Origin of the sequence: Rhodopseudomonas pseudopalustris (assembly GCF_900110435.1) — a bacterium.
GTDB classification, from domain to species: Bacteria; Pseudomonadota; Alphaproteobacteria; order Rhizobiales; family Xanthobacteraceae; genus Rhodopseudomonas; species Rhodopseudomonas pseudopalustris.
On the sequence record NZ_FODT01000003.1, the window covers coordinates 1 to 25,653 of the forward strand.

Annotated in this window: 27 protein-coding genes, 3 tRNA genes and 2 pseudogenes; 16 read left to right on the forward strand and 16 right to left on the reverse strand. The window is 65.5% G+C overall.

What is annotated here, in order from left to right; translation table 11 throughout:
* Window positions 1-220: 220 nt before the first annotated feature.
* Window positions 221-1,279, reverse strand: coding sequence for a phosphotransferase family protein (locus tag BMY71_RS06235; RefSeq protein WP_041805369.1), 1,059 nt, complete (start codon window positions 1,277-1,279; stop codon window positions 221-223).
* A 188-nt stretch (window positions 1,280-1,467) separates the two neighbouring features.
* Entirely contained in the window at window positions 1,468-2,706 is a 1,239-nt protein-coding gene (locus tag BMY71_RS06240) for an acyl-CoA dehydrogenase family protein (RefSeq protein WP_011503603.1), read from the reverse strand.
* Window positions 2,707-2,949: 243 nt separating this feature from the next.
* Between BMY71_RS06240 and BMY71_RS06245 the strand changes: the two genes are divergently transcribed.
* Window positions 2,950-3,615: a TetR/AcrR family transcriptional regulator gene (locus BMY71_RS06245; RefSeq protein ID WP_011503604.1), complete on the forward strand. Its 666-nt coding sequence runs from the start codon at window positions 2,950-2,952 to the stop codon at window positions 3,613-3,615.
* A 181-nt stretch (window positions 3,616-3,796) separates the two neighbouring features.
* On the opposite strand, the gene BMY71_RS06250 is transcribed toward BMY71_RS06245, so the two are convergent.
* Window positions 3,797-3,870: transfer RNA gene (locus BMY71_RS06250), tRNA-Gly, on the reverse strand.
* 208 nt (window positions 3,871-4,078) lie between these two features.
* Here BMY71_RS06250 and BMY71_RS06255 point away from each other — a divergent pair.
* The 3 genes from BMY71_RS06255 (at window position 4,079) to BMY71_RS06265 (ending at window position 8,037) form a co-directional block, all read left to right on the forward strand.
* Window positions 4,079-4,639 (forward strand): DUF4142 domain-containing protein, encoded by a 561-nt coding sequence (locus tag BMY71_RS06255; RefSeq protein ID WP_092682506.1) that lies wholly within the window; start codon window positions 4,079-4,081, stop codon window positions 4,637-4,639.
* Between the two features lie 236 nt (window positions 4,640-4,875).
* Window positions 4,876-7,062, forward strand: a complete 2,187-nt coding sequence (gene glgX / locus BMY71_RS06260; protein ID WP_092682508.1) for a glycogen debranching protein GlgX — start codon at window positions 4,876-4,878, stop codon at window positions 7,060-7,062.
* Window positions 7,063-7,185: 123 nt separating this feature from the next.
* The gene (locus BMY71_RS06265) at window positions 7,186-8,037 is read left to right on the forward strand and encodes a transglutaminase-like domain-containing protein (RefSeq protein ID WP_092682510.1); all 852 of its coding nucleotides are present in this window, start codon (window positions 7,186-7,188) and stop codon (window positions 8,035-8,037) included.
* A gap of 135 nt (window positions 8,038-8,172) precedes the next feature.
* On the opposite strand, the gene BMY71_RS06270 is transcribed toward BMY71_RS06265, so the two are convergent.
* Window positions 8,173-8,385, reverse strand: a complete 213-nt coding sequence (locus BMY71_RS06270) for a hypothetical protein (protein ID WP_011503608.1) — start codon at window positions 8,383-8,385, stop codon at window positions 8,173-8,175.
* 151 nt (window positions 8,386-8,536) lie between these two features.
* Between BMY71_RS06270 and BMY71_RS06275 the strand changes: the two genes are divergently transcribed.
* Together BMY71_RS06275 and BMY71_RS25555 are read left to right on the forward strand one after the other, a co-directional pair.
* Window positions 8,537-8,944 carry a DUF2177 family protein gene (locus BMY71_RS06275; RefSeq protein WP_092682512.1) on the forward strand — a complete coding sequence of 136 codons (408 nt, stop codon included), beginning with the start codon at window positions 8,537-8,539 and terminating at the stop codon, window positions 8,942-8,944.
* A 153-nt stretch (window positions 8,945-9,097) separates the two neighbouring features.
* Window positions 9,098-9,250: pseudogene (locus BMY71_RS25555) on the forward strand (IS110 family transposase); the annotation flags it as partial.
* A 71-nt stretch (window positions 9,251-9,321) separates the two neighbouring features.
* Here BMY71_RS25555 and BMY71_RS06285 read toward each other — a convergent pair.
* Together BMY71_RS06285 and BMY71_RS06290 are read right to left on the reverse strand one after the other, a co-directional pair.
* Window positions 9,322-10,488 (reverse strand): S1C family serine protease, encoded by a 1,167-nt coding sequence (locus tag BMY71_RS06285; protein WP_244525993.1) that lies wholly within the window; start codon window positions 10,486-10,488, stop codon window positions 9,322-9,324.
* A 174-nt stretch (window positions 10,489-10,662) separates the two neighbouring features.
* Entirely contained in the window at window positions 10,663-12,738 is a 2,076-nt protein-coding gene (locus BMY71_RS06290; RefSeq protein ID WP_092682514.1) for a DEAD/DEAH box helicase, read from the reverse strand.
* Between the two features lie 328 nt (window positions 12,739-13,066).
* Between BMY71_RS06290 and BMY71_RS06295 the strand changes: the two genes are divergently transcribed.
* The 3 genes and pseudogenes from BMY71_RS06295 to BMY71_RS06305 all read left to right on the forward strand — a co-directional run.
* Window positions 13,067-13,738 carry a site-2 protease family protein gene (locus BMY71_RS06295; protein WP_092683115.1) on the forward strand — a complete coding sequence of 224 codons (672 nt, stop codon included), beginning with the start codon at window positions 13,067-13,069 and terminating at the stop codon, window positions 13,736-13,738.
* Between the two features lie 1,076 nt (window positions 13,739-14,814).
* Window positions 14,815-15,006: a hypothetical protein gene (locus BMY71_RS06300; RefSeq protein ID WP_092682516.1), complete on the forward strand. Its 192-nt coding sequence runs from the start codon at window positions 14,815-14,817 to the stop codon at window positions 15,004-15,006.
* 173 nt (window positions 15,007-15,179) lie between these two features.
* Window positions 15,180-15,308: pseudogene (locus BMY71_RS06305) on the forward strand (MetQ/NlpA family ABC transporter substrate-binding protein); the annotation flags it as partial.
* A 94-nt stretch (window positions 15,309-15,402) separates the two neighbouring features.
* On the opposite strand, the gene BMY71_RS06310 reads toward BMY71_RS06305, so the two are convergent.
* Window positions 15,403-15,666, reverse strand: coding sequence for a hypothetical protein (locus BMY71_RS06310; protein WP_092682518.1), 264 nt, complete (start codon window positions 15,664-15,666; stop codon window positions 15,403-15,405).
* A gap of 173 nt (window positions 15,667-15,839) precedes the next feature.
* Here BMY71_RS06310 and BMY71_RS06315 point away from each other — a divergent pair, with 173 nt between their 5' ends.
* The gene (locus tag BMY71_RS06315; RefSeq protein ID WP_092682520.1) at window positions 15,840-16,433 is read left to right on the forward strand and encodes a hypothetical protein; all 594 of its coding nucleotides are present in this window, start codon (window positions 15,840-15,842) and stop codon (window positions 16,431-16,433) included.
* A gap of 196 nt (window positions 16,434-16,629) precedes the next feature.
* Here BMY71_RS06315 and BMY71_RS06320 read toward each other — a convergent pair.
* Window positions 16,630-16,715, reverse strand: a tRNA-Tyr gene (locus BMY71_RS06320).
* Between the two features lie 199 nt (window positions 16,716-16,914).
* Here BMY71_RS06320 and rlmB point away from each other — a divergent pair.
* Window positions 16,915-17,736 (forward strand): 23S rRNA (guanosine(2251)-2'-O)-methyltransferase RlmB, encoded by an 822-nt coding sequence (gene rlmB, locus BMY71_RS06325; RefSeq protein ID WP_092682522.1) that lies wholly within the window; start codon window positions 16,915-16,917, stop codon window positions 17,734-17,736.
* 195 nt (window positions 17,737-17,931) lie between these two features.
* Here rlmB and BMY71_RS06330 read toward each other — a convergent pair whose 3' ends face one another.
* From BMY71_RS06330 to BMY71_RS06340, 3 genes are all read right to left on the reverse strand, one after another.
* Window positions 17,932-18,474: a hypothetical protein gene (locus tag BMY71_RS06330; protein WP_011503624.1), complete on the reverse strand. Its 543-nt coding sequence runs from the start codon at window positions 18,472-18,474 to the stop codon at window positions 17,932-17,934.
* 71 nt (window positions 18,475-18,545) lie between these two features.
* The gene (locus BMY71_RS06335) at window positions 18,546-19,025 is read right to left on the reverse strand and encodes a hypothetical protein (RefSeq protein WP_011503625.1); all 480 of its coding nucleotides are present in this window, start codon (window positions 19,023-19,025) and stop codon (window positions 18,546-18,548) included.
* A 172-nt stretch (window positions 19,026-19,197) separates the two neighbouring features.
* Window positions 19,198-19,272 (reverse strand) — tRNA-Thr (locus tag BMY71_RS06340).
* A 172-nt stretch (window positions 19,273-19,444) separates the two neighbouring features.
* On the opposite strand from BMY71_RS06340, the gene BMY71_RS25415 reads away from it, so the two are divergent.
* A complete protein-coding gene (locus BMY71_RS25415; RefSeq protein WP_283804809.1) occupies window positions 19,445-19,570 on the forward strand; it encodes a hypothetical protein in 126 nt (41 codons plus the stop codon).
* Window positions 19,571-19,655: 85 nt separating this feature from the next.
* Here BMY71_RS25415 and BMY71_RS06345 read toward each other — a convergent pair whose 3' ends face one another.
* The 3 genes from BMY71_RS06345 to BMY71_RS06355 form a co-directional block, all read right to left on the reverse strand.
* The gene (locus BMY71_RS06345; protein WP_041805370.1) at window positions 19,656-19,769 is read right to left on the reverse strand and encodes a hypothetical protein; all 114 of its coding nucleotides are present in this window, start codon (window positions 19,767-19,769) and stop codon (window positions 19,656-19,658) included.
* Window positions 19,770-20,218: 449 nt separating this feature from the next.
* Window positions 20,219-20,932: an outer membrane protein gene (locus BMY71_RS06350; protein WP_092682524.1), complete on the reverse strand. Its 714-nt coding sequence runs from the start codon at window positions 20,930-20,932 to the stop codon at window positions 20,219-20,221.
* A 174-nt stretch (window positions 20,933-21,106) separates the two neighbouring features.
* Window positions 21,107-21,508: a hypothetical protein gene (locus BMY71_RS06355; RefSeq protein ID WP_244525994.1), complete on the reverse strand. Its 402-nt coding sequence runs from the start codon at window positions 21,506-21,508 to the stop codon at window positions 21,107-21,109.
* 360 nt (window positions 21,509-21,868) lie between these two features.
* Between BMY71_RS06355 and BMY71_RS06360 the strand changes: the two genes are divergently transcribed.
* Together BMY71_RS06360 and BMY71_RS06365 are read left to right on the forward strand one after the other, a co-directional pair.
* Window positions 21,869-22,405, forward strand: a complete 537-nt coding sequence (locus tag BMY71_RS06360) for a tetratricopeptide repeat protein (RefSeq protein ID WP_092682528.1) — start codon at window positions 21,869-21,871, stop codon at window positions 22,403-22,405.
* A gap of 125 nt (window positions 22,406-22,530) precedes the next feature.
* The gene (locus tag BMY71_RS06365) at window positions 22,531-23,310 is read left to right on the forward strand and encodes an NAD kinase (RefSeq protein ID WP_011503630.1); all 780 of its coding nucleotides are present in this window, start codon (window positions 22,531-22,533) and stop codon (window positions 23,308-23,310) included.
* A 261-nt stretch (window positions 23,311-23,571) separates the two neighbouring features.
* Here the strand turns inward: BMY71_RS06365 and BMY71_RS24315 are convergent, their stop codons facing one another.
* Both BMY71_RS24315 and BMY71_RS06370 read right to left on the reverse strand, forming a co-directional pair.
* Entirely contained in the window at window positions 23,572-23,844 is a 273-nt protein-coding gene (locus tag BMY71_RS24315) for a hypothetical protein (RefSeq protein ID WP_139202606.1), read from the reverse strand.
* A 110-nt stretch (window positions 23,845-23,954) separates the two neighbouring features.
* Window positions 23,955-24,137 (reverse strand): hypothetical protein, encoded by a 183-nt coding sequence (locus tag BMY71_RS06370; protein WP_011503633.1) that lies wholly within the window; start codon window positions 24,135-24,137, stop codon window positions 23,955-23,957.
* Window positions 24,138-24,467: 330 nt separating this feature from the next.
* Here BMY71_RS06370 and BMY71_RS06375 point away from each other — a divergent pair, with 330 nt between their 5' ends.
* Together BMY71_RS06375 and BMY71_RS06380 are read left to right on the forward strand one after the other, a co-directional pair.
* Complete coding sequence (locus tag BMY71_RS06375) at window positions 24,468-25,013, forward strand: response regulator (protein WP_011503634.1); 546 nt, start codon at window positions 24,468-24,470, stop codon at window positions 25,011-25,013.
* 4 nt (window positions 25,014-25,017) lie between these two features.
* Window positions 25,018-25,596: an Hpt domain-containing protein gene (locus BMY71_RS06380; RefSeq protein ID WP_092682530.1), complete on the forward strand. Its 579-nt coding sequence runs from the start codon at window positions 25,018-25,020 to the stop codon at window positions 25,594-25,596.
* Window positions 25,597-25,653 lie beyond the last annotated feature (57 nt).

Genomic DNA, 25,653 nt, shown 5'->3' on the forward strand with positions numbered 1-25,653 from the left:
CACCGGCGTCCGCGCCTGGCGCGCCGCCGTCCACCGCCTCCCGCCCCGCGGATCGTGACGATCGCGAAACGCCCCTCTCATCGGGGCGGGATGCGATGGGTATACGGTCCTATAGGAATTTTGTCAAGAGGCGCCCGGCGGTCGGCGCGATGGGTTTCGCTGACAGACAAAAGGCGCGATCCTTGCGGACCGCGCCGTCATGTTCGTCTCCCGAACCCGCTTACTTCGCACCCGCCTTCTGGGCGTAGGCCCAGGAGGCCTTGGCGAGCGGAACGGTGCGGGCGGCGGATTCCTTGGCCTTGTCGGAGGCGGCCGTGCCGTCGCGGATGCGGCCGGCGATTCCCTGGGTGATGCCGGCGAGCCGGAAGGTGTTGTAGGCGAAGTACCAGTTCATGTCGCCGATCTCGGGGATGCCGGCGGCGCGATTATAGATCGCGGTCGCCTCCTCGATCGTCGGGATGTTCAGCGCCTTGAGATCGACGCCTTCGAGGCCGGGCATCGCCCATTGCATCAGCAGATAGGTGAAATCCGCCATCGGATCGCCGAGCGTCGACAGCTCCCAGTCGAGCACCGCCTGAACCCGCGGCTCGGTGGCGTGGAAGATCATGTTGTCGAGCCGGTAGTCGCCGTGCACCACAGACACCCGCTGCTGATCCGGCAGCGTGCTCGGCAACCATTCCATCAGCCGGTCCATCTCCGGAATCGATTCCGTCTCGGAGGCCTTGTACTGCTTGGTCCAGCGGTCGACCTGGCGCGCGAAGTAATTGCCCGGCTTGCCGAAGTCGCCGAGTCCGATCGCCTCCGGATCGTAGCTGTGCAGCCTGGCGAGCGTCTCGATCTTGGCGACGAAGATCGCCCGGCGCGCTTCCGGCGGCTGGCTCGGCAGCGTCGGGTCCCAGAACACCCGGCCCTCTTCCATCGACATGACGTAGAACGCAGCCCCGATCACCGCGTCATCGGTGCACAACGCGTAAGCTTTGGCCACCGGGAAGCCCTGCTTGCCGAGTGCTGCGATGACGCGGAACTCGCGATCGACCGCATGCGCTGACGGCAGCAGCTTTCCGAACGGCTTGCGCCGCATCACGTAAGAGCGCCCCGGCGTGTTGAGCCGATAGGTCGGGTTCGACTGGCCGCCCTTGAACTGCTGAACCTCGAGCGGGCCCTGATAGCCCTCGACGTTCTGCTGCATCCATGCCGCGAGGCTGGCTTCGTCGACCCGATGCCGCTCCTCGACAGGCTTGGTGCCGGTGTAGTCCTCGTCTCGCCTGATAGCCGCCAACGTGACGCTCCCTTGTTCTTGTTCGCGCGTTCTGCTCCGAGCCGCTCCCGACCACCGGCCGAGCGAAGCATCGTCCCGCGCGTTGCTGACACTGATGCCCGGGCGCGGCCCGGGCATCAGGTTTTCCTTCAGATGGATCGACGGATCAAGTCCGGCGATGACGCATCATGCAAGATCGTCGCTTGGGCTCAGTGCTTCGCCGGCGCGTTGGCATACTTCTTGATTTCGAGCCGGGCGATGGCGCGGTTATGCACCTCGTCCGGACCGTCGGCGAGCCGCAGCGTGCGGATGCCGGCATAGTCCTTGGCGAGCCCGGCCTCGTCGGAGACGCCGGCGCCGCCATAGGCCTGGATCGCGTTGTCGATGATCTTCAGCGCCATGTTCGGCGCCGCGACCTTGATCATCGCGATCTCCAGCTGCGCGGTCTTGTTGCCGACCTTGTCCATCATGTCGGCGGCCTTGAGGCACAACAGCCGATTCATCTCGATGTCGGTGCGGGCTTCGGCGATGCGCTGCTCCCAGATCGAATATTCGATGATTTTCTTGCCGAACGCGGTGCGCGACTGCAGCCGCTTCACCATCTTCTCCAGCGCCTCTTCGGCCTTGCCGATGGTGCGCATGCAGTGATGGATGCGGCCCGGGCCGAGACGGCCCTGCGCGATTTCGAAGCCGCGGCCCTCGCCGAGCAGCAGATTCGACGCCGGCACGCGGACGTTCTCCATCAGCACGACGCCGTGGCCGTGCGGCGCGTCGTCGAAGCCGAACACCGGGAGCATCTTTTCGATGGTGATGCCGGGGGTGTCGAGCGGCACCAGGATCTGCGACTGCTGCTGATGCTTGGCCGCATTCGGATCGGTCTTGCCCATCACGATCGCGATCTTGCAGCGCGGATCGCCGACGCCCGACGACCACCATTTGCGGCCGTTGATGACGTAGTGATCGCCGTCCTTCTCGATCCGGGTTTCGATATTGGTGGCGTCCGACGACGCGACCGCCGGCTCGGTCATCAGGAACGCCGAGCGGATTTCGCCGTCCATCAACGGGCGCAGCCACTGCCGCTTGTGCTCCTTGGAGCCGTAGCGCATCAGCACTTCCATGTTGCCGGTGTCCGGCGCCGAGCAGTTGAACACCTCGGAGGCCCAGCTGATGTGGCCCATCTTCTCAGACAGCATGGCGTATTCGAGATTGCTCAGGCCCGCGCCGCGGAATTCGTCGTCTTCATGCGACGACGGCGGCATGAACATGTTCCAGAGGCCTTCGGCCTTGGCCTTCTTCTTCAGGTCTTCGAGGATCGGGATCACTTTCCAGCGGTCGCCCTCGGCGTCCTGCTGCTTGTAGATCGGCACCGCCGGACGGACGTGCGTGTTCATGAAGGCGGTGACGCGTTCCAGCCACTCACGCTGGCGATCGGACATCGTGAAATCCATCAGGCGATCCTCACTTCTTTCCCAAGCTGTTTGACCGGCGCGGGTTGCCGGCACTGTCTCCCCGCCGCCCCGCCTTCGCAAGCCAATTCTGTGTTGCGCGCTGCGCCGCGAGAGCACGGCGCGAATGCGCCGGACCGGAGGCCGCCGGCGGTCGACGACGCGAACGCATTGACTTCCGGCGGTGAAACGATAGTTTCATACACGCGTTTGAAATGCAAGTTCGACGAATTTCCACGGCATGGCATGTCGACCGACACCACACGGACAGCAATCCTCCGAGCGGCCGAACGGCTCTACGCCGAGCGCGGCTTCAGCGACGTCACGCTGCGCGACATCGTCGCCGCGGCCGAGGTCAATCTCGCCGCGGTGAACTATCACTTCGGCTCGAAGGACGAACTGATCACCGAATTGTTCGTGACGCGCTCGATCGCGACCAATCGCGAACGCCTGAACCAGTTGAAGGCCGCGGAAGCCGCAGGCGGCGGGCGCGCGCCGGTCGAGGCGGTGTTGCGCGCGCTGGTCGGACCGACCTTGCGCGGCTGCCTCGGCCCCGACAGCGAGCGCTCCGACGCGGCGCGCTTCATGATCCGCGCCACGATCGAGGCGATCGCGCCGATCCACAAGATCAAGAACCGCGAGATCGACCATCTGCGCAAATTCGCCGCGGCGCTGCGGCGGTCGCTGCCCGGCAAGGCCGATGCGGAGATCTATTGGGGCCTGCATTTCGCGCTGGCGATGGCGCACCAGACGGTGCGCGACAGCGAGCGGCTGACGCGGCTGTCGGACGGGAAATGCGATCTCGACGACGTCGAGGGCGTGATCAATCGCGTGGTGGCGGTCACCGCGCTGGCGCTCACCGCATCGAAGCCCGCAGCCGACGACAAGGCGCCGGCCCGACGCGGCCGTTAGAGCTTTTTCGGTTCTGATCGAATCAGAACCGAAGCTCTAACTTCAAGTTCTGACGCGTTTTCTTCACGCGAACCGGCGTCCACTTCGCTCGAAAACGCTATAGCCGCGCTTGCGAATCCGGGCGCGCCTGGGCCCGAACGTGGCGGGGAAATCCGGCTAAGTCTTGGAGCGGGTTAAGTCTTGGAGCGGGTGAAGGGAATCGAACCCTCGTATTCAGCTTGGAAGGCTGCTGCTCTACCATTGAGCTACACCCGCGACGCCCGTTCCCTAACACGCTCGCCGGCCGGCCTCAACACCCCCGGGACAAGAGAGGAAGCCTCGCGCCGGGAGCGCGCGCCGGCGTCCCGCCACCGCGCAGGGCGGGACCGGAACCGAATCGTCGCGCTCCAGTTGTGCAGGTCGGCGCAACCGTGACGCTCCGGACGTGCGTCAATCGCAACGCCGCAAGCTGAAGGATAAGACGATGAAACGAACCGCAATCATTCTGGGATGTCTGCTGCTGGCCTCGCCGGCGATGGCGCAATCGATCACCGAGAAAACCGGGGTCAATTCCGTCCTCGGCGTCGCGCCCGCGACCGCCGACTTCGTCAAGCAGGTCGCGATCAGCGACATGTTCGAGATCCAGTCGAACAAGATCGCCGAAGACAAGGGCAACGCCGCCGAGAAGGCGTTCGCCAAGCAGATGATCGCCGACCACACCAAGACCAGCACCGAACTGAAGTCGGCGGTGTCCGGCGGCAAGATCGAGGCCGCGCTGCCGACTGCGCTCGACAGCAACCATCAGAGCAAGATCGACAAGCTGAAGACCGCGACCGCCGCGGATTTCAGCGCGACCTTCATCGACCAGCAGATCGACGCCCATAAGGATGCGGTGTCGCTGTTCGAGCGTTACGCGAAGGGCGGCGACAACGCCGCGTTGAAGGATTGGGCGGGCAAGACGCTGCCGGCGCTGAAGCACCATCTCGAAATGGCGCAGAACCTCGACAAGCAGCGCAGCACCACGACGTCGAAGTCCAACAAATAAGTCACCGTTCTTTCACAACCGACGGCCCGGACCGCCACGCGGCGTCCGGGCCGTTTGCCGTTCCGGCCCTCAACGGCAGTGGTCATGGAACCGAAGCGAGGATGAGGCATTATCGCGGTCATCAGAGTTTTGGGGGACTTCATGAGAGATCGATCGGCATTGACGGCGACCACGGAAGGCCGCGCGACGGCGCGTAGCGCCGCAACTTTAACGCGGCATCCGCGGGAGGCACAGCGATGACCGATCTCGCAACGCTCGACCAGCCGGTCACCGAGGACAAGCAGCCGCCGAAGCCGGAGCCCGCTTACAAGATCGTCAACGACACCAGCAGCGTTCGCGAGGGCCTGCCCTACCCGCTCGGCGCCTGCTGGGACGGCGAAGGCACCAACTTCGCGCTGTTCTCCGCCAACGCCACCAAGGTCGAAGTCTGCCTGTTCGACGGCGACACCGAGCGCCGCATCGAGCTGCCGGAATACACCGACGAGGTTTTCCACGGCTACATTCCGGACATCGGCCCCGGCACGTTCTACGGCTATCGCGTTCATGGCCCCTACGAGCCTGAAAACGGCCATCGCTTTAACCCGAACAAGCTGCTGCTCGATCCCTATGCGCGCGCCCATGCGGGCGAGCTGAAATGGGACCCGGCCGTGTTCGGCTATCAGATGGAATCCGGCGACGACACCACCTTCGACGAGCGCGATAGCGCGGCGTTCGTGCCGAAATGCGTCGTGGTCGATCCCGGCTTCGACTGGAAGGGCGAGCCCGGCCGCAAATTCGTGCCGTGGGACCAGACCATCGTTTATGAAACCCACGTCAAGGGCTTCACCAAATTGCATCCCGGCGTGCCGGAGCATCTGCGCGGCACCTATGCCGGTCTCGGCAGCCAGCCGGTGGCCGACTACATCGCCTCGCTCGGCGTCACCGCGGTCGAGCTGCTGCCGATCCACACCTTCGTCAATGACAGCTATCTGCTGGACAAGGATCTGGTGAATTATTGGGGCTACAACACCATCGGCTTCTTCGCGCCCGATCCGCGCTACGCCGCCGACGTGCCGAACAGCTTGCGCGAATTCAAGGAGATGGTGGCGCGGCTGCACGATGTCGGTCTCGCCGTGATCCTCGACGTCGTCTACAATCACACGGCGGAAGGCAACGAACTCGGCCCGACGCTGTCGTTCAAGGGCATCGACAACGCCAGCTACTATCGGCTGCTGCCGGACCAGAAGCGCTACTACATCAACGATACCGGCACCGGCAACACCGTCAACCTCACGCATCCGCGCGTGATCCAGATGGTCACCGACTCGCTCCGCTATTGGGCCGGCGAGATGCATATCGACGGCTTCCGTTTCGATCTCGGCACCATTCTCGCCCGCGAAACCTATGGGTTCGACGAGCAGAGCGGCTTCCTCAAGGCGGTCAACCAGGACCCGCTGCTGAGCTCGGTGAAGCTGATCGCCGAGCCCTGGGACTGCGGTCCCGGCGGCTATCAGGTCGGCGGCTTCCCGCCCGGCTGGGCGGAATGGAACGACAAATTCCGCGACACCATCCGCGACTATTGGCGCGGCGAAGCGCCGGCCGCAGCGCTGGCGCCGCGGCTGTCCGGTTCGGGCGACGTGTTCAACCGCCAGGGTCGCCGGGCCTGGGCGAGCGTCAACTTCATCACCGCGCATGACGGCTTCACCCTCAACGACTGGGCGAGCTACAACGACAAGCACAACGCCGCCAACGGCGAGGACGGCAAGGACGGCCACTCCGACAACCGCTCGTGGAATTGCGGCGCCGAGGGCCCCACCGATGACGAGGCGATCCTCAGCCTACGCGAGCGCCAGAAGCGCAACATGCTGGCGACGCTGTTGCTGGCGCAGGGCACGCCGATGCTGCTCGCCGGCGACGAATTCGGCCGCACCCAGCAGGGCAACAACAACGCCTATTGCCAGGACAACGAAATCTCCTGGGTGCATTGGGACCACAGCGACACCGCCAAGGACCTGCTGAGCTTCACCACGCGGCTGATGGAACTGCGGCGGACCTACCCGACGCTGCGGCGCAGCCGGTTCCTGACCGGCCATTACGACGAGACGCTCGAGGTCTGCGACGTCACCTGGATCAACGCCAATGGCGGCGCAATGCAGGAGGAGCACTGGCACGATAGCAACGTGAAGTGTTTCGGAATGCTGCTCGACGGCCGCGCGCAGAAAAGCGGCATCCGCCGGCACGCCGAGGACGACACCGTGCTGCTGATCACCAACAGTTTCGACGGCGCGGTCGAATTCACCCTGCCGGAAGTTCCGCACGGCTCCAAATGGCAGTTGCTGATCGACACCAATATTCCAGACGGTTCGCCCGGGGAGCAGTTCGCCTGCGGTTCCATCTATCAGGTGACGGCGCGATCGGTGTTGCTGTTCGGCCTGATCGATTAGAAACTACGCATCCGTTTGCCGCACATTTGCGCATCCGTTCAGTCGGTTACGGAGGAACCGACTGAACGGTCCGTCATTGTTGATGACATATCATCATTTGACGCGCGAGCGACGGAGACAACGTTGAAAATTCGAGCGGGCTACAACATCGCCTTCCAGTGCTTCCAGGAAACACCGATGAACCTGCTGCTCAGCGTTCATCCCTCCCGGCAGCAGCACATTATCGGCGAACACAAGATCCGGTTCGCGCCGGACGTTCCGGCGCGCGACTTCGTCGACATGTTCGGCAACATCTGCACGCGCATCGTCGCGCCGGCTGGCCGCATCGACATCAGCAATGATTTTCTGATCGAGGATTCCGGCCTGCCCGACGAAACGGCGCCGGGGGCGCGGCAACTGCCGATCGCCGAACTGCCGGACGGGGCACTGATCTATCTGCTCGGCAGTCGCTATTGCGACACCGACAAACTGTCGAACCTCGCCTGGTCGCTGTTCGGCGGCATCACCTCGGGGTGGGAGCGGGTTCAGGCGATCGTCGACTACACCCACAATCAGATCGAGTTCGGATATCACTACGCCCGCAACGATCGCACGGCGGCGGAGGGACATTCCGAGCGCATCGGGGTGTGCCGCGACTTCGCGCACCTCGCAGTGGCGCTGTGCCGGTGCATGAACATCCCCGCGCGCTACTGCACCGGTTATCTCGGTGACATCGGCGTGCCGATCGACCCGGCTCCGATGGATTTCTCGGCGTGGTTCGAGGTCTATCTCGACGGCCGCTGGTACACCTTCGATGCCCGCCACAATCACCCGCGGATCGGCCGCATCGTCATGGCCCGTGGGCGCGACGCCGCCGACGTGGCGATCTCGACCTCGTTCGGCACCGCGCAATTGCTGCAGTTCGAGGTGATCACCCACGAGGTCACCGAGCAGCCGGCTGTCGAACAGGCCTCGGCGCTGTCGAAGGTCGCGTAGACGAGTTCGACAGCAGATACTGTGGCTGAAACGCGAATGCCCGGCCCTTGCGCCGGGCATTCTGTTGCCGAGGATGCTGTGGAAGCAGACGAAAGCGCCCGGGACGAGCCCGAGCGAATCGCATCATTCATCCGGTCAGTTGCTGACCGTCCCCAGCGCATTGCCCGATCCGTCCTGGCCCGGCACGGTGATCCGGACTTCGTGGCCGAATTTAATCGCGTTGGATGCCGCGGCGACAGCCGCCTCGAACGCCGCCTCCTTGCTGGCATACTCGCCGGTCGGGTCGTCGTCGTGCCGGATGCCCCAATTGTCGTCGCTGCCGATGATGTCGTAGTAAGCTTTGCCCATCTGCGCCTCCTTCGTGATTCGTGAACGATTGTGGTTTGCCTCGACAATGATAGCCACGACTGTTCGTTCCTGGTCGCGGATCGTACGGTTTGGCTGGGGAACCGGGGCGCATCGGCGCCGTTGAGCTCGGAACCTTTCACCGGAGATCGATATGAAGCGCTCAGCGATCGTCTACTTCGCCACGCTCGTCGTGCTGTTGCCGCTGGACTTTCTGTTTCTCGGCAGCGTCGGCAAGAAGATGTTCGACCAGCACATCGGCGAGCTGATGCTGAGCACGCCGCGCATGGCGCCGGCGATCGCGTTCTATGTGCTCTACATTGCGGGCATCGTCATCTTCGTCAACGGCGCAGCGCCGGGGGACTGGCAGCACAATGCGCTCTACGGCGCGCTGTTCGGTCTGTCCTGCTACGCGACCTTCGAGCTCACCAACATGGCCATCCTGCGGCAGTGGGATTGGGCGCTGGTGGGCACCGACATCGCGTGGGGCGCCGCGATGACCGCGGCAGCCGCCGCGCTCGGCGGCCTGCTGGCGCAATGGACGCTGGCCAAGATCGGCTGACGCAGGCGCGCAGCCCTATCGGCGCCTTCGGTTCTGATCGAAGCTGCCGATTTCTAAGAAACGGCTCCCCCGGTGGCAGGCTCCAGAGCATGCAGGGCAAAGCCGATTGCTTTGGCGCGCCGCTGCGGGTTGTTCACGACACGCTTGCGATAGTTGTCCTCGCGAACGCGCCGATCCGGCGGGCAAGCTGCTGCGCTCCTCCGGCTGGCCGCCTTAACCGTTGGACGGACTGAGACAGCGCTCGGCGCCTTCTATCGGTGCCTGTCGGCGCGCATCGGCAAGGCTCTCCTGGCGGTCTGCTCGGCCAGCGCTTTCACTTCGGCGGCGACCCCAGCCTGAGAATTTGTCGCAGCATTCGGCGCGGATCGACGACGACGCTAGTTCCGCTTCAGCCGAGAGATGTCGGTCACCTGCACGTTGACGGTCCGCGCGCGACCGTCGCGGATCACCTGCAATTTGACGTCGCTACCGATGCCGATGCCTTCGAGCGCCGCGGCGAGATCCGACATGCTGTGGATCTCCTGGCCGTTGGCGCCGATGATGACGTCCTCGACCATCCCGGTCTCGCTGGCGCCGGTCAGTCCCGCGCGCGCCGCCGGAGAGTCCGGCAGCGTCCGCACCACGACGACGCCATCGATCCCGAGCCGCGCCGCCTCGTTCTCGTCGGCCGCGATGATGCCGATTCCAGGAACCGGCACGGTGCCGGTGCGGATCAGCGAGGTCGCGATGCGGTTGACGGCATCCACGGGGATGGCGAAGCCGATGCCGGCCGACGCGCCCGAGCCCGAGATGATCGCGGTGTTCAACCCGATCAGCCGGCCGGCGCTGTCGAGCAATGGACCGCCTGAATTGCCCGGGTTGATCGCCGCGTCGGTCTGGATCACGCCGCTGATTTCATGCGCCGCCGCGGTCGGCAGCCGACGCTGCAACGCGCTGACGATTCCGGTGGTGAGCGTCTGCTCCAGGCCATAAGGACTGCCGATCGCAAAAGCTGCCTGCCCGACCTGCAGATCCGACGAGCTCCCGATAGCGATCGGACGCAGCGCCGCACGCGGTCGCTCGAGCTGCAGCACCGCGAGGTCGTAGTTCGGCGCGGTGCCGATCACGCGGGCGGTGACGAACTCGCCGGTCGACAGCCGCGCGCCGAGCGCGCTCGCGCCCTGGATGACGTGGTTGTTGGTGATGACGTGACCGGCGGCGTCCCAGATTACGCCGGAGCCGGACTGCACCCCGCCCTGCTGTGCCTCCAACAAGGACGGCGTTCGTCGGCTCGACTGGGCATAGACGTGCACCACGGAAGGCGACACCCGCTTGAACAGCTCGATGGTCGAGGTCTCGGCCGGCGCGAGATCGCCGCGCGCGGTGACGGTGCGCGGGCCGGAGACCGAGAACCACAATGCGGCGAGATAAGGCTGCGCGACCCAGGCGGTCGCCAGCAGCAGCAGCCAGATCACGGCGACCCGGAGCAGGCGGTCGGTGCGCTGCGCCCGGCGGATGATTTGCGGATCAGGCGTGGGGCCGGTCGGCGGGACGGAGAGCGGCATCTTTTCGGCGGGTCCTCGACATCCACCATTACCACGCAACAGGCGCGGGTTCCATCGGCGGACGCGCCATCAATGCGCCGAGGTCCGCGCGGGTTCCATCCCCGCCCGGGCTTTGATCGACGACCCGACGATGAATGTGGCGCCCCAGCCCCCGTGAGGGGGCCGGGGGCTAACTCAGTCGCGAAACTTCTTCTTGGCCTTCTTCTTGAAACCGGGGCTCGGGGCAGACGGATCGGCGCGGCGCGCCTTGCTGACATAGGCCGGCTTGTCGTCGCGCGACTTCGGCTTCTTGAACCCGTCCTTCTTGAAGCCCTCTTTCTTGAAGCCGCTTTCTTTGACCCCTGCATCCTTGGCGGCGCGCGGCGTCCGCTGATTGTCGAAGCTCTTGCCGCGTGGCGCGCCGTGAGAGCTGTCGGCAGTCCCGGTCTCCCGTCGCGCGTCGCCATCCGCCTTGCCCGACAATGGAGTCCACGGATCGGGCCGCTTGCTGCGGCGCGTCTCGCGTTCGGACTTCTTGCCGTCATGCGGCTTGTAAGCGGGCTTGTCGGCGGCCGGCTCGATCGGCTTGGCGCCGATCAGCGGCTCGATCCGGATATTGTCGTCCTTGTCCGGGCGCTTGATCTGCGCCGCGAAATCCTCCGCGGCGAATGCCGCGATCTCGAACTCGGTGGTGGTGTCGAGAATGCGGATCGCGCCGATCGCCTGGCGGTCGATGCCGCCGCGGCGGCAGATCATCGGCAACAGCCAGCGCGCCTCGGCGTTCTTGCGCTTGCCGATCGCCGCACGGAACCAGACGCCATCGGTCATGGCGTGCTTTTGCCCCGCTTTGGCCGAGCGCGCCCGTGGACCGGAGTCACGTGGACCGTAATCGCGCTCCTCGCGCGGCGCGCGTGCGCCCTTGGGGGATGCACGATCGTCGCGGCCGCGGGCATTGGCCTGGCCGGGATCGAGAATGTCTTCCGGCGAAGGCAGCCGCGCCCGATACAGCCGCGCCAACGCGATCGCGATCTCCTCAGCCGAACGTTCGGCCAGCAGCACCTGAGCCAGCGCCTGATCCTCGGGCGACGTCTCGTCGGTGAACAGCGTGTCCTGCGTCATGCGTTGCTGATCGAGCGCGCGGATCTCCTCGGCCTGCGGCGCGGTGCCCCAGATCGCTTCGATGCCGGCGAGATTGAGCAGCAGTTCGGCGCGGCGCCGCCGTGCCGGCGGCACTAGCAACACGCTGACGCCCTTCTTGCCGGCGCGCCCGGTGCGCCCCGAGCGATGCTGCATCACTTCCGGATCGTTGGGCAGATCGGCATGGATGACGAGGCCGAGATTCGGCAGATCGATGCCGCGCGCGGCGACGTCGGTGGCGACGCAAACCCTGGCGCGGCCGTCGCGCAAGGAGTTGAGCGCTTGCGTGCGTTCGTTCTGGGTGAGTTCGCCGGACAGCGCCACGACCGAGAAACCGCGCTCCAGCAGCGACGTCTGCAGATGGTTCACCGCGTTGCGGGTATTACAGAACACGATCGCGGAGGGCGATTCCACGAAGCGCAGGGTGTTGACCACGGCGTGTTCGACATCGCTCGGCGCGATCCGCATCGCGCGATATTCGATATCGGCGTGGCCGCCCTCGCGGCCTTCGACCTCGATCCGGAAGGCGTCGTGCTGATAGGTCTTGGCCAGCGCGATGATGCCGCGCGGCAGCGTCGCGGAGAACAGCAGCGTGCGGCGGGTGGCCGGCGTGGTCTTGAGGATGAACTCCATATCCTCGCGAAAGCCGAGATCGAGCATCTCGTCGGCCTCGTCGAGCACCACGGCTTTCAGCTGCGAGACGTCGAGCCGGTTGCGGCGCAGATGGTCGCACAGCCGCCCCGGCGTGCCGACCACGATATGCGCGCCCTCGGCCAGTTCGCGCTGCTCGCGGCGCGGGTCCATGCCGCCGACGCAGGACACCACGCGCGCCCCGGCGTAGCCATAGACCCAGCCGAGTTCGCGATGAACCTGCAGCGCGAGTTCGCGGGTGGGCGCCACGATCAGCGCCAGAGGCGCGGCGGCGGATGAAAACCGCTCGGAATCGCCGAGCAGGTCACGGGCGATCGCCAGCCCATAGGCGACGGTCTTGCCGGAGCCGGTCTGCGCCGACACCAGCAGATCGCGGCCGGCCGCTTCGGGCGCCAGCACCGCGCTCTGCACCGGCGTTGCTTCAAGATAATTGCGCTCCGCCAGAGCTCGGGCGAGCGGCGGGGGGGTGGTCAGGAATGGCACGGATAGAGCACCTTATTGGCGATGACGCCTGAATGGGAAATCCCGGGACCCGACGGGTCGACGCGGCACGCCTTGACGATACGAAGCCGCAAGCGGCCGACGATGCTGGGAGGTCGGCCAGCTTTAAGCCAATCCGAGGCCAAGCGCCAACCTTTCCTGCGGAGTCCGGCCTCAATCGGCTCGGGCGGCGCCGTCCCGCCGCACAGCGCGGGGTGAATTCGCAGTCATGAAGGCGCCCGCGTCCGGTCCGCCGCTGGCGCGCCGGAGCGCGCGCTTCTATATCGGGAACCAGGATCGGCGGATGGCGCCGGCGCCGGCAGGTCGATCGATGACGGATCAATTCTCCAACATGATGCTGGTGATTTCGGTGTGGGCGCTGCCGCTCGTCATCGCAATCACCTTCCACGAGGCGGCGCACGCTTATGTGGCGCGGATGTGCGGCGACGACACCGCCTGGATGCTCGGCCGCGTCACCCTCAATCCGATCAAGCATATCGACCCGTTCGGGACGATCCTGCTGCCGCTGCTGCTGCTCGCGCTGCAGTCGCCGTTCCTGTTCGGCTACGCCAAGCCGGTGCCGGTGAATTTTCGCGGGCTGCGGCATCCGCGGCGCGACATGATTCTGGTGGCGGCGGCCGGCCCGGCGATCAACCTCGTGCTTGCGCTGATCGCGGCAATCGCCATTCGGCTGATCGACCTGCCCGGCGAGGCAGGCGAATGGCTGATGCGCAATTTCGCCAACGCGCTGCTGATCAACGTCGTGCTGGCGATCTTCAACCTGATTCCGATCCCGCCGCTCGACGGCGGCCGGATCGCCGTCGGCGCGCTGCCGCGGGTGCTGGCGCGGCCGCTGGCGCGGCTCGAGCCCTACGGGATGCTGGTCCTGATCGGGCTGGTGTTTCTGCTGCCGCTCGCCGGGTTCGGCGGCGCCACGCAATGGATCGCGCAATCGAGCCGTTTCGTCGTCGAGGCGATCCTGCGCCTGACCGGCAATGCCTGAGCCGCATCACGCGCGGTTTGCACCGCCGCGCTGCGCAGCCTGAAAGGACTCGCAGTGCTGCCGTTGCGAGGTTGTTTCATGCTTCGGGCTCGAACGCGCTTCAGGACTACCTCGATACCCGCAATAACTGTGTCATTCATCACAACCCGGCACTTTGCGAGTGCGTGGCAGCGGCATGACTAGAATCGCTCGCCTGCCCTCCCGACTTTGAATGAGCGCGCCGGTTCGCGTGGCCGAACGCGTCGAGACGACGCCAGCACGTTTCAGGTCTGACGGGACCAGTCGCACGGACGTGCCGCGCGCAATCGTCGGCTACCCCGGTCGGAGCGGTGAATCAGCATCCCGCATTCAGCGCCGGGAGACACAGCAAGCGGACCACGCAACACACGTCACCCCTGAGCGATCGTAAGATCGCGGCAAGTCGACGGCGCGGCTCACCACAGTCAAGTCTTTCCCCACCTGTCGTTCGTCAAGGCAACCATCCGGTCGTTCATCGCTCTGCGGCGTGATTTGGTAATCGGCGCAAGCGGCGCACCGGCTGCACGTCGCAGCCGGACGGCAAGCGTCGAGATTCGCTGTCAATAATCACAGCACAATATTCTCAGCGATCCAGCGCCGCTTATCATCGCGTTTCGCCGCCTTACGCGTTCGAGGGATATCGATCTTATTTTTCTGCATGCGTTGACTTCACTCCGGCGTCTGGCAGAGTTTCCGCGTTCGATCCGGTCTCGGGTCGGATCGCGGGATTTGACGGAGCAGCTTGCGCCGCGGGTTTAATCGCTAAAGCGCCACGACATGGTTCGTGGGCTCCTTGTTGATGGAGATCGACTCATGAAGACCATCGTCCCGGACGCTGCAGTCCCGACAATTTTCGGCTCGACAATTGTCGGCTCGACTATTCGCGCGTCGAATGCGCTCGCTTCGACCGGACTGCTCCCGTTCAGACTGCCGTCCTCCCTGCTGTGTTGTTGTTGCTGTCGACCTGCCCTCGACTGACGTCGAAGCGGCGCCACTACTCATCGCATCATCGATCACAGCAAGTTTCAGGAGGCACTGGCTCGGCCAGTGGCAGTCTCATGTCCGACGCATACGTCATCGAAGTCCACTCGCGCACCGCCGGCATCGTCGTCCGTGACGGACGCAATTATTGCTTCTTCGCCTCGCATCACGACTTCAACAGTCTCGAGCGGCGCTCGTTCGGATCGCTGGTCGCCGCGCAGAAGGCGGCGACGCGCTGCGCACAGGACCTCCGCCCGCGGCTTCAATAGCAGGACGCAAGCGGCGCGCCTTTCGTCACCCACCGGCGGATCGCAATGACTGCGACCGGGCCTCCGCGGAGGCTCGGTCCGGCGATCGCGCGGCTGCACGGTAGAGCGATAGCGCCCCGACACGACGAATCTCGAGGTTGATATCACATGACACGGAAGTTCGTTTTCGCCGCCACGGCCCTCGCACCCTGCAGCTGTTCGTAAAAGCCGGTCTGACCAAGCTGAAGCCGGGCATCGGAATCAAGGCGACTCCCGCCGACATCGCCGAGAATCCGAAGAACCTCAAGATCGTCGAGCTCGATCAACTATGACCTGACCGCATCTTCAACGTCGGCGATCGATGTCACGAAGGCTTCGAGCAGCGCGAGACCGCCGCGAAGCCGCCAAAGCCGGTCGTCAGACCGAGCCGGCACGTCGGCGTTGCACATTCGATCCGCGGTCTGCCCAATCGCTGTCGGCGATCAGCCGCGCGATCTCATCATCGCCCTCACTGTAGTGCACGGTCGCAGGATCCGCCTGCGGTGAGTCGCGTGCGCCCGGCGGCGGATTGTCGGTGATCACGATGCCCGCTGGCGACCAGCCCAGCGTTTCAATCAGGAAGCGCGCGATGCCGGCGGCCGTCGAAGCAAGTCCACCGCTACGGCGCAGGCTGGATTGCAAATTACCGGGGCGTTGCTATCGCCTATTCTTGCTTCTACGCTGCCGATCGCGAGCGTGCGAAGAACGCACCGTTTCCGGTGACCTATGCAAGACCATGCATCTTCAGGACCCTGCGCGATTTCGCTAAGCTGCCGTCGCGGCCTGCCGGCGTTTCCGATCCATCGTGAGCCCTGATGATCTTGCAATCAACGTTGACCCGAACCAAGGCCTGGCTGCTCGACTATGCCGACAACCACCACCCGCTGGCGGCGACCGGAAATCTGGTCGCGCTCGTGCTCGCCGGCAATGCGCCATTCTACCCGATCTATGTCGCATTGGTTGCCGGCACGAACGGAATGCCGTGGCTGCTGCTGACGATGCTATCGTTTCCGTTTTTCTTTTCGGTGCCGGCGCTGGCCCGCCGCAATCCGCTACTCGGCCGGATCGCGCTGTCGTTGACGGCCACGGGCAACACCGTGTTCTGCACCTGGCTGCTCGGCGAGCGATCGGGGACCGAACTGTTTCTGCTGCCCTGCGCAACGCTGGCCAGCCTGCTGTTCCGCCGCAGCGAGCGGCTGCTGATGCTGGCTTTGGCCGGATTGCCGGTCGCGGCCTATCTGCTGCTGCACGGCCGCTACGGCGCGCCGCCGCATGAGTATCAGGCTGACGGCTACGCCGCGCTGTTCTCGATGAACGCGGTCAGCGCCGGCATGATCTCGATCTTCATCGGGATTGTGTTTTCGGGGCTGTTCGCGGACCCCGCCGATCGCAGAACCAGCCCGCCGTGAATCGCAACATCACGGCCGCAGATCGGGTCTGACGCACGGATGCCGATTGCCGGGGCCTCGCTCAACCGCCGGCGCCGACAATGGCCCCTTCCCACGAGGCGACCCACCAGCGACCCGCGGCAAATCACGCCGAACCGGGCACCAACCAGTCACCCGGCGGATCGCGCGAAATTAGAATTTGCGTGCAGATTCAAATTGGTGGGGGAGGCAGGACTCGAACCTGCGAAGCCATGAGGCGGCTGATTTACAGTCAGCTCCCTTTGCCACTCGGGACACTCCCCCGCCCGTGCTGCCGGCCGAACGCCTTTGACAGGCAAAACCGGAACCGGACAGCCGCAGCGAGCCCGCGGGCGGGCCTGCAACGCGGCGCGGTTATGGGCGATGCAGGGCCCCCAAGTCAACCAATGACATGACAATTTCTCTGGCCATTAAGCAGCATGGCGAAATTGCCATATGCGCGGCCGCGTGGGACAAGCGCGCGATGAGCGCGAAAGAACGAAATCCGCGGTTTCAGCGCCGCGACGACCGGGATCGGGGCCGCCCGCAGGGATTCGGCGGCCGCCACGGCGCGCGCGAGCGCGATCCCGACGGGCCGGCGATTCTCTACGGCTGGCACACCGTCACCGCCGCCCTGGCCAACCCCGAGCGGCGAATCCGCAAGCTGTGGCTGACCGAGAACGCCGCGCGAAAGCTCGCCGACGAGAACATCGACACCAAGGTGGCGCCGGAGATCGTGCGGCCCGGCGAGATCGACCAGCGGCTGGGTCCCGATGCGGTGCATCAGGGCATGCTGGCGGAAGCCGATCCGCTCGATTCGCCGCGGATCGACACCCTGCCCCAGGACGGCATCGTGCTGGTGCTCGACCAGATCACCGATCCGCACAATGTCGGCGCGATCCTGCGTTCGGCCGCGGCCTTCGCGGTCAAGGCCATCGTCACCACCGCGCGCCACAGCCCGGAGGCGACCGGCGTGCTGGCGAAATCGGCGTCCGGCGCGCTCGAGCTCGTGCCGCTGGTGCTGGTCACGAACCTCTCCCGCGCGCTCGCCGAACTCAACGACCGCGGCTTCCTCACCGTCGGGCTCGACAGCGAGGGCAGCGCCGATCTCGCCGCGGTGGAGCTGCGCGAGCCGTTGGCGCTGGTGCTCGGGGCCGAGGGCAAGGGTCTGCGGCAACTGACGCGTGAGACCTGCAACGTGGTGGCGCGGCTCGATATGCCGGGCGCGATCAAGAGTCTCAACGTCTCGAACGCCGCCGCACTCGCGCTGTATATCGGCGCCAGTCGTCTCGGGCTGATGCGCTGAGCCGTCAAGGCTGAGCCTTTGCAAGCCGAGCCTTTGGAAATCGAACGCCCGCCCGCATCGCTGCGGACGGGCGTCTTACTTGATCACGTATCCGACCGAGGCAGGCGCCGCTTCGCGTAACGGAAAGCGCCTCACCACAACAATCCGGGACACCGGGTTCCGACGGTCGGAACCCAGCGCAAGGATCGATGGCGATCAGTAATAGCGGCGCAGCGGCGCGTGATGGCGATGATAGCGCGGCGCGTGGGCATAGCGTGGCGCGCCGTAGTGACCGTGATACATCGCACCGTGCTGAATGCCGTATCGGTGATGATGTCGGACATGCCGGCGACCGTAGCTGTAGACCACCGGCCCGCTGACGGCCGGCGCGCCGACATATTGATGCGTCATCGCGTCGGCATAGACGCCGCCGGTGTAGGCCGAGCCGGAACGCCAGACCGAAACCGTGCGATCGTCATAATACGGTGCAGGCGCGAAATTGCCGGGGCCACTATAGGTCGGGCCGTGGTTGACGTAGTAATAGCGGGTCGGATCGGGCAGCCGCTCGAACGCTGCGGAGCCGTAGCCATGACCGTAGCCGTACTGATACGGCAGATAGGCCGCAGAGCCGCAGGCGCTGACCGCGCCGCAGGGCGCGCATGCGCCTGCGAACAATCCGCCGCCACAGGCCAGCGCCGGCGCGGCGCTGACAGTCACCACGGCCATCGCCGCCACCAGTCCGGAAATCACTCGACGCATGTTACTCTCCTGTAGGGTGCTCTTTTCTTGGTTGTCGTAACGTGACATCCGCCGAGCGCCAGCCACGCGATCTAGCCTCGCGGTCCGCGGTCATTCGGCAGTCGCTCGCCGCCTTCATCGAAAGGTGGCGCGATGATCACCGGCGGCGGACTCATCGGGAGCGGTGGGAGCGGCGGCGGCCGCGATTCCACTTCCCAGGACTGGCGGAAACTCTCGGCCGGCTTCGGCAGCGGCCGGTTCGCCGGCGGCTCGATCTCGAGCCGGCCGTAGCCCGGCAATTGCTTCGAGCCCGGATAATAGTGCCCGACCTCCGGCAAACGGACCGGGCGGCTGCCGTAAAAGGTCGGCTGCCGGTGCACACCGCGCTCCAGCCCCCAGTCGCCCTCGACCACCGAATAGGAAATGTCGCGGCCGTTGACGATGATCGGCACGCCGGGCCGGCCCGGAATGACGATCGCAAAGCCGCCGCTGTCGGCGAAAGCCGGCGCCGCGGTCACGGTCAGAAGCATCATCGCCTGCGCGGCGCGCAGCGTCGGGAGTTTCATGGACATGGCCCAAAGATAATTGAAAAGCTTGCCGGACGGGTTAAGGCGCGGCGGCGAACCGCCGGTAAGCCTAACGCGCGTCGCGGACTCCGGGTCCAATCGCGGATTGTGCCCAGCGAATCGTTAACGGCCGGGGCGATGCGGAGTCTGTAGGGGTGCGCAGAACGTCTGGAGAGAATGGTGCCGGCGGAGAGGATCGAACTCCCGACCTTCGGTTTACAAAACCGCTGCACTACCGCTGTGCTACGCCGGCATCGCCACGGATGGCGCCGAGACAGCTAGCAGCGTGGGCGGTCGGCGACAAGGCCGCGACGGCAAGTTTCGCTATGGTCGCTGCGACAACAGCTGACGCGACATCATCGAGCGCCAAGGAGTTTGTTTCGACGCTCTCAGGAACGGATCGCTCCCGAATGCCTATTAGGGGTATGAATGACGACAAAATCGACAGTGCGACGCGAAAGGGCAACGAGCCCGCCCCCTTGTTGCTGATCGCCATCGCGGTCGTCCCGCTGCTGGGCATCGTGGCTTGGTTGTTAGGCGTGTTCGGCTGATACAACCGATACAGCCGCGGCCCACGCCACCGACCGGCGCGGACGCCGATCCGCCCTTGCCCGCGGCAAACGCCGGGATCGGACGCTAATGCCTTGCGGCGAGCGCGGCGGCGATGCGGCCTTGAACGACGACGCAGAGCCAGATCACCACAGTGGACAGGCCGGCGGCGGCGATGACGAGAATGTCGGTTTGGGACATCGGACAGGTCCTTCGGTGGCGGAGGCCTCGATCGGCGACGGCGAGCCCGCGGGGCTCATTGCAGGTCGATATTTCGCGACTCAAAACGCCCGAGCGCCGGTGGGCACGATCAATATTCCCCTGCCCTGGCCGGACCGGCTTTGACGCCCGTCAAACGCGGCGTCCGACGAGCGGCGGCCCGGCCTACAGCCAACGGGCCAGCGCAGCGAGGTTGACCGCGCAAGCCAGCAGCAGCGCCAGCGTCAGGCCGATCGGCATCCCGTCGATGCGGGTTTTGGAGATCGTCGTCATGGCCGGAACATCGGGCGATTCTGGTTCCGGAGTCCCGGGCGATATTTTTCGCGGAATTTAACAATCGTTAACCTTCGATTCCCGCCGCCGGCCCCTCATCCCGCCAGCAAAAAGGCCGGCGCGAGGCCGGCCTTGCATCTTCGGGACTTTATCCCGTTTCAGTACTTCGCGACCGCCGGGCCGCCCCAACCGAAGCGATAGTTGATGCCCGCCTTGACGGTGTGGTCGTCGTTGCGGAACGTCGTGCCGACGACGTCGGCCGGGCCGCCGGTGAAGCTGGTATTGTCGAACTTGTAGTACTGATACTCGACCTTGGCCGACCAGCTCGGCGCGAACATGTATTCGAGGCCGGCGCCGACGGTGTAGCCGTCGTTGCGGCTGCCCGAAGTCGAATACGCAGCCGGAACGCCGCCGGCAGTGGCGACGCCGAGGCTGGAGTCGCGGTACGCGTAGCCGCCCTTGGCGTAGAGCAACGCCGGACCCCAGCTGTAGCCGAGCCGGCCGGTCACCGAGCCGAGGCCGCGGGTGTTCTCGGTCGCGGTGCTGCCTGCAGGAAACACCACGCCGGTGTTGTTCGACGCCATCCAGCTGTATTGCGCCTCGAGGCCGACCACCCAGTTCGGCGCGAACTGATAGTCGAAGCCGCCCTGCACGCCGCCCAAGAAGCGACCCGAATCGCTCTGAATATTGTTGCTGCCGGCAAAGGCACCGCCGACATTGCCGCCGATATAGAAGCCGGTCCAGTTGTAGACCACTTCCGGCGGCGTGTAGACGGGCGGCGCCTTGGTGTAGGTTCGCGGACCGAGATCAGCAGCGAGAGCGGGCGCCGTGAGCGCAACAACGGCGGCTGCGCTGAGCAGATACTTCTTCATCGTCGTCCCTCGTTCGATGTCGTCCGATGTGCTCAAAACAACATGGCGCGAGTTTGGTTGCCCGGCGGCGACGCCGCAGCAAGCATTGAGCGCGACTGTGACGGAGGCGCAACAGTCGGGAACTCGCGTTTCGGCCCTGATGATTAGTCGATGCCGATTGCGATTTGGTCGGGGCTATCGCGACAATTTTTCCAGTTCGGGAAACGGCGCGGTGACGACGCCGGCGCAGAGTTCCTGGAAATTGCCGACGACGCGGTCGAGCCGGCCGTTGACGTGCACGATCGCGAGGTCCTGCGGCTTGTCGGAGGGCAGCGTGAAGCGCACGCACGAGACGAAGCGTACCTTGCCGCCGACCGGGCGCTGCACCGGCTCGGCCATCGCCGCATCGCGCAGGCCGACCGGATTGTTGAGATAGCTGCGGAGGAAAAGCGGGATCTCGCTGCGATAATTCGTCGGAAACGACTGCACCGCATCGCCGCCGTCGCCGGACGGCCCGGGGTCGTCGCTGGTGATGCAGCCGCTGAGCGAGGCTGCGGCGAGCAGCGCGAACGCGATGCGACGGATCGAAGCGGTCAAGGGCGCGGCTCGTGACTTGGGGCGATGGCTGCGCAAGCCATAGCCCGTTCGCCATGAAAATCAAAGGTTGCGCAGCAGCAACGGCACAAGCCACCGCGTGGCCGCGTGCAATGCCTGTTGCAAAACGCCGCGGTGGCTCCGAACATGCGGCGGCGGCAGATTTGAAACCGCGGCGCCGGCTCGTCCGTATCGAGGGATGAGGCAACGCGGCGAACGGCGCCAGGCGGCCGTGGAATGACCGGCGAACTGCGGTGTTTTCAGCAGGGCCGACGGCCTTTTGCAGCGGGCCTTGGGTAGCATGCCTTGGGTAGCATGCCTTGGGCCGCGACCTTGCTCGGTTCGACAACGGGAGGACTGCCAATGACCAGAGGACTGCGACTATTCGCCTTCGCCCTGATCTCGGCCGCGCTGGTCGCGCCGCCGGCGATGACGCCCGCGCGCGCCGCGCCCGACTCCCAACCGTCGCCGCCGCCGTCGTCGGACAGCAAATCGAGCGGCGGCAAGAAGAAGGACGACAGGCGCTCCGAGCAGCAATTCCGCGACGGTTATCGCACCGCCTATGCGACCATCTACGAGCGCCACGACTACGCGGCCGCGATCGACCAGCTCAAGGCGCTCGGCCGCGACGACAACGTGTCGGTGGCGACGCTGATCGGCTATTCCTATCGCAAGCTCGGCGACGCCAAGCTGGCGCAGGCGTATTACGAGCGCGCGCTGAAGACCGATCCGAACCACGTCAGGACCTGGCAGTATTACGGCCTGTGGCAGGTCGAACAGGGCCATCGCGAGCGCGCGCAAGTTCACCTCGACCGCATCGCCGCGCTGTGCGGCACATCGTGCGAGGAATACAAATCGCTGGCGGACGCGATCGGCAGCGGCGCCGGCGGATCGTACTGATCCGCGCGCCGGGCTGAACGGCGACGGCTCGACAAAGTCGGGAAAGGTCGTATAGACGAGCGCGGCGAAACCCGCTTTCCTCGCGGGGTTTCGAGCCGCCCACGCATGCGCAGAGCCCGCCTCCGATGAGCACGTCCCCGCGGCGAGACCGCATCGCCTTCGTCGCGAGCCCGAGCGCGGAAGCGCAGGCGGCGCAGGCGCAGCTCGTGTCGATGTACGGCACTTGCGATCCGCAGGATGCCGATGTCGTGGTGGCGCTCGGCGGCGACGGCCTGATGCTGCAGACGCTGCATCAGCAGATGCGCAGCGGCAAGCCGATCTACGGGATGCATCGCGGCACGGTCGGCTTCCTGATGAACGAATACGCCACGCACGATCTGCACAGCCGGCTCGAAGCGGCGCGCGAGACCGTGATCCATCCGCTGCTGATGCGCGCCACCGATATCTACGGTGAAGTTCACATCCATCACGCGATCAACGAGGTTTCGCTGTTTCGCCAGAGCCATCAGGCGGCGCGGCTGCGCATCATCATCGACGAACGCGAGCGGATGAGCGAACTCGTCGCCGATGGAATCCTGGTTGCGACGCCGGCGGGCTCGACCGCGTATAATCTTTCGGCGCAGGGCCCGATCCTGCCGATCAGCGCAGCCTTGCTGGCGCTGACGCCGATCTCGGCGTTCCGGCCGCGACGCTGGCGCGGCGCACTGCTGCCGGACAACGCCTTCGTGGTGATCGAAGTGCTCGAAGTCGACAAGCGCCCGGTCGCGGCGGTGGCCGATCACGACGAGGCGCGGGACGTGCGCCGGGTCGAGGTGATTTCCGATAAGACGATCGCGATCCGGATGCTGTTCGACCCCAGGCACAGCCTCGAGGAACGCATCCTCTCGGAGCAATTCGGCACCTGACCGACGCGCCGCCGCGGCCGAAGCCGTGCCCCCCTCCGATAGACCGCTCTCATGGCCTCTCGCCGAGGTGCTCGCCTCACTGGCGCGGCTCGGCTACGTGGCGACCACCGACAGCGTCAGCTTCGCGCTGCGCCGGGTGGCGTAGCTGCACAGCGCCGCATCATCCTGAGCGCCTGCCCCGGACTTGATCCGGGGTGCGCACGCGAAGCCGGCGCCTCGCAGGATGGCGACACGCACTGTCCGTCGCCACGTCGTCCGGCGCTAGACGTCCTTGCGCGGCGCGGGCGCGTGTTGCGGCACGAGTTCGTTGACGCGGCTGAGGACGGTCACCATGTTGCGCAGCCGATTGATCCGCCGCGCATATTGCAGCATCAGACCGATGAGAAAGGCGCTGCAGAGAAAGAGGAATATCACAAACGCAAATACTTCACCGGTCATCGTGTCGCCCCTGCCTGGTCGCGTGGCGGTCGCCTGACGCGCCCCGAGGTAGTGAGGGTATTTTGCAAATAGATAATCAAGAATGATCGTCGACAAATCCCGCCCGCGAAGCGGCGTCCGTCGTGAGCGATGGATAATCCTTGATTAAATTGCCCGGTTGCACTGCAGCACGATCGGTCGATCCGGCGCCGCGGCGTGCGGGCGCGCTACTCGTGATAGAAATGACCGTGCGGCTCGGTCAGCGAGTGGTCCCAATGGGTGGCGTGCCTGGTTCGGGTCTCGCACTTGGTGCATTGATACTCGCGGACCTGATAGCCTTGCACCAGCGGCCGATTGCCGGTCAGGGTCAGGGTCTCGCTGCAGTTCGGGCAGTTCGGAGTGGTGGTCATACGCGCTATCCGAATCAAGGAAAGTTCCAGCGTAGTCGACCCGACTCACGGCCTCACCGCTACTAAATACCTGCTGTGAAATAATGACGCGGGTCGTGACAGGTCGATCGGGGGCGCGCTGTCGCGCGCCTCGGGTGGCCGCCTCCTTCGAGGCTCGCTGCGCTCGCCCCCCGGATCAAGTCCGGGGCAGGCGCTCAGGATGACGCTGCGAGGCTCGCTTCGCTTGCTCCCCGAATGGCGCCGCGCGGCTCGGGCGCGCAACCCTTCCTTAACGACGATCGCTTAGCGTTAACGGTACGTATATCGGCGGTCGCCGCCCGGGCCGGGTCAATGTTTCGCATCGATTTCAACAAGCTGCGCTTTCTGGTGTGCGACGACAATCCGCATATGCGGCGGATTCTGCGCACGCTGCTGCATTCGTTCGGCGCGCGCGAGGTCTACGAAGCCGAGGACGGCGCCACCGCGCTGGAAATGTTCAGCCACGCCGCGCCCGACATCGTCATCACCGACTGGTCGATGCCGATCTTCGACGGGCTCGAGCTGGCGCAGATGATCCGGCAGCCGGACTCCAAGGCCAATCCGTTCGTGCCGATCATCATGCTCACCGCGCATTCCGAAAAGCGCCGCGTCACGCTGGCGCGCGATGCCGGCGTCACCGAATTCCTCGCCAAGCCGATCTCCTCGAAAAGCCTGTATCAGCGCGTGCTGAACGTGGTCGCGAGCCCGCGGCCCTATATCAAGACGCGCAACTATTTCGGGCCCGACCGTCGCCGCAGCCCAAATTCGGGCTATATCGGCCCGGAGCGCCGCGGCCACGGCGAGTCAGAAACGATCCAGCAGCCGTCGCTGCTCGACAAGGCCAAGGTAACAGGCTGAATCCATGGCTAGAAGACGCCCCGAAGACATCCAGGTCGCGACCTATGCCGACCATCAGGTGATCACCCAGGCCAATCCGCTGCGCAAGGCGCTGCGCCGGGTCGACCACGCCAAGACCGACGATCCGGTGGCGCGGGCCGAACAGGCGCTGGCGCAGCTCTCGGCGGAATTCGCCGGCTGGATGCGCGTCGAAACCGACCGACTGTCCGCCGCTTATGCCGCGCTGACGCGCGACGGCGTCAGCCGCGATACCCAGGGCGAGTTCTTCCGCGCCGCACACGACATCAAGGGCGACGCCGCGACATTCGGCTATCCCGCCGCGGCGGTGGCGGCCGACAGCCTGTGCCGGATCATCGAACACGCCCCGGCGCTGGCCGAGGTACCGGACGAACTTATCGCCAATCACGTCCACGCCATCCAGGCGATCGTCCGCGAAGGCGCGGAACCCGACAAGGCCGAGTTGCAGCGCGCGCTGAACCGCAGGCTGCGCAGCGTCGCCGACGACTACCTCGCCTCGGTCAACCGCCACCGCCCCGAACATCTCGAAGCGATCCTGTCGCCGAGCATCGTGCCGGCGGACTGACGCGGCGATCAGCGATTAGCCGCCGGCACAGCCGCGCGATCGCCCTGCCCTTCAGAT

Excerpts from the sequence above, each read along its gene's own strand:
- BMY71_RS06360 (WP_092682528.1), top strand. The coding sequence starts at position 21,869 with ATGACCAGAGGACTGCGACTATTCGCCTTCGCCCTGATCTCGGCCGCG.
- BMY71_RS06330 (WP_011503624.1), bottom strand. The coding sequence starts at position 18,474 with ATGCGTCGAGTGATTTCCGGACTGGTGGCGGCGATGGCCGTGGTGACT.
- BMY71_RS06255 (WP_092682506.1), top strand. The coding sequence starts at position 4,079 with ATGAAACGAACCGCAATCATTCTGGGATGTCTGCTGCTGGCCTCGCCG.
- BMY71_RS06240 (WP_011503603.1), bottom strand. The coding sequence starts at position 2,706 with ATGGATTTCACGATGTCCGATCGCCAGCGTGAGTGGCTGGAACGCGTC.
- BMY71_RS06300 (WP_092682516.1), top strand. The coding sequence starts at position 14,815 with ATGTCCGACGCATACGTCATCGAAGTCCACTCGCGCACCGCCGGCATC.
- BMY71_RS06350 (WP_092682524.1), bottom strand. The coding sequence starts at position 20,932 with ATGAAGAAGTATCTGCTCAGCGCAGCCGCCGTTGTTGCGCTCACGGCG.
- BMY71_RS06370 (WP_011503633.1), bottom strand. The coding sequence starts at position 24,137 with ATGACCACCACTCCGAACTGCCCGAACTGCAGCGAGACCCTGACCCTG.
- BMY71_RS06365 (WP_011503630.1), top strand. The coding sequence starts at position 22,531 with ATGAGCACGTCCCCGCGGCGAGACCGCATCGCCTTCGTCGCGAGCCCG.
- BMY71_RS06285 (WP_244525993.1), bottom strand. The coding sequence starts at position 10,488 with ATGCCGCTCTCCGTCCCGCCGACCGGCCCCACGCCTGATCCGCAAATC.
- BMY71_RS06295 (WP_092683115.1), top strand. The coding sequence starts at position 13,067 with ATGACGGATCAATTCTCCAACATGATGCTGGTGATTTCGGTGTGGGCG.
- BMY71_RS06380 (WP_092682530.1), top strand. The coding sequence starts at position 25,018 with ATGGCTAGAAGACGCCCCGAAGACATCCAGGTCGCGACCTATGCCGAC.
- glgX (WP_092682508.1), top strand. The coding sequence starts at position 4,876 with ATGACCGATCTCGCAACGCTCGACCAGCCGGTCACCGAGGACAAGCAG.
- BMY71_RS06375 (WP_011503634.1), top strand. The coding sequence starts at position 24,468 with ATGTTTCGCATCGATTTCAACAAGCTGCGCTTTCTGGTGTGCGACGAC.
- BMY71_RS06315 (WP_092682520.1), top strand. The coding sequence starts at position 15,840 with ATGATCTTGCAATCAACGTTGACCCGAACCAAGGCCTGGCTGCTCGAC.
- BMY71_RS06270 (WP_011503608.1), bottom strand. The coding sequence starts at position 8,385 with ATGGGCAAAGCTTACTACGACATCATCGGCAGCGACGACAATTGGGGC.
- BMY71_RS06335 (WP_011503625.1), bottom strand. The coding sequence starts at position 19,025 with ATGTCCATGAAACTCCCGACGCTGCGCGCCGCGCAGGCGATGATGCTT.
- BMY71_RS06245 (WP_011503604.1), top strand. The coding sequence starts at position 2,950 with ATGTCGACCGACACCACACGGACAGCAATCCTCCGAGCGGCCGAACGG.
- BMY71_RS25415 (WP_283804809.1), top strand. The coding sequence starts at position 19,445 with ATGAATGACGACAAAATCGACAGTGCGACGCGAAAGGGCAACGAGCCC.
- rlmB (WP_092682522.1), top strand. The coding sequence starts at position 16,915 with ATGAGCGCGAAAGAACGAAATCCGCGGTTTCAGCGCCGCGACGACCGG.
- BMY71_RS06345 (WP_041805370.1), bottom strand. The coding sequence starts at position 19,769 with ATGTCCCAAACCGACATTCTCGTCATCGCCGCCGCCGGCCTGTCCACT.
- BMY71_RS06275 (WP_092682512.1), top strand. The coding sequence starts at position 8,537 with ATGAAGCGCTCAGCGATCGTCTACTTCGCCACGCTCGTCGTGCTGTTG.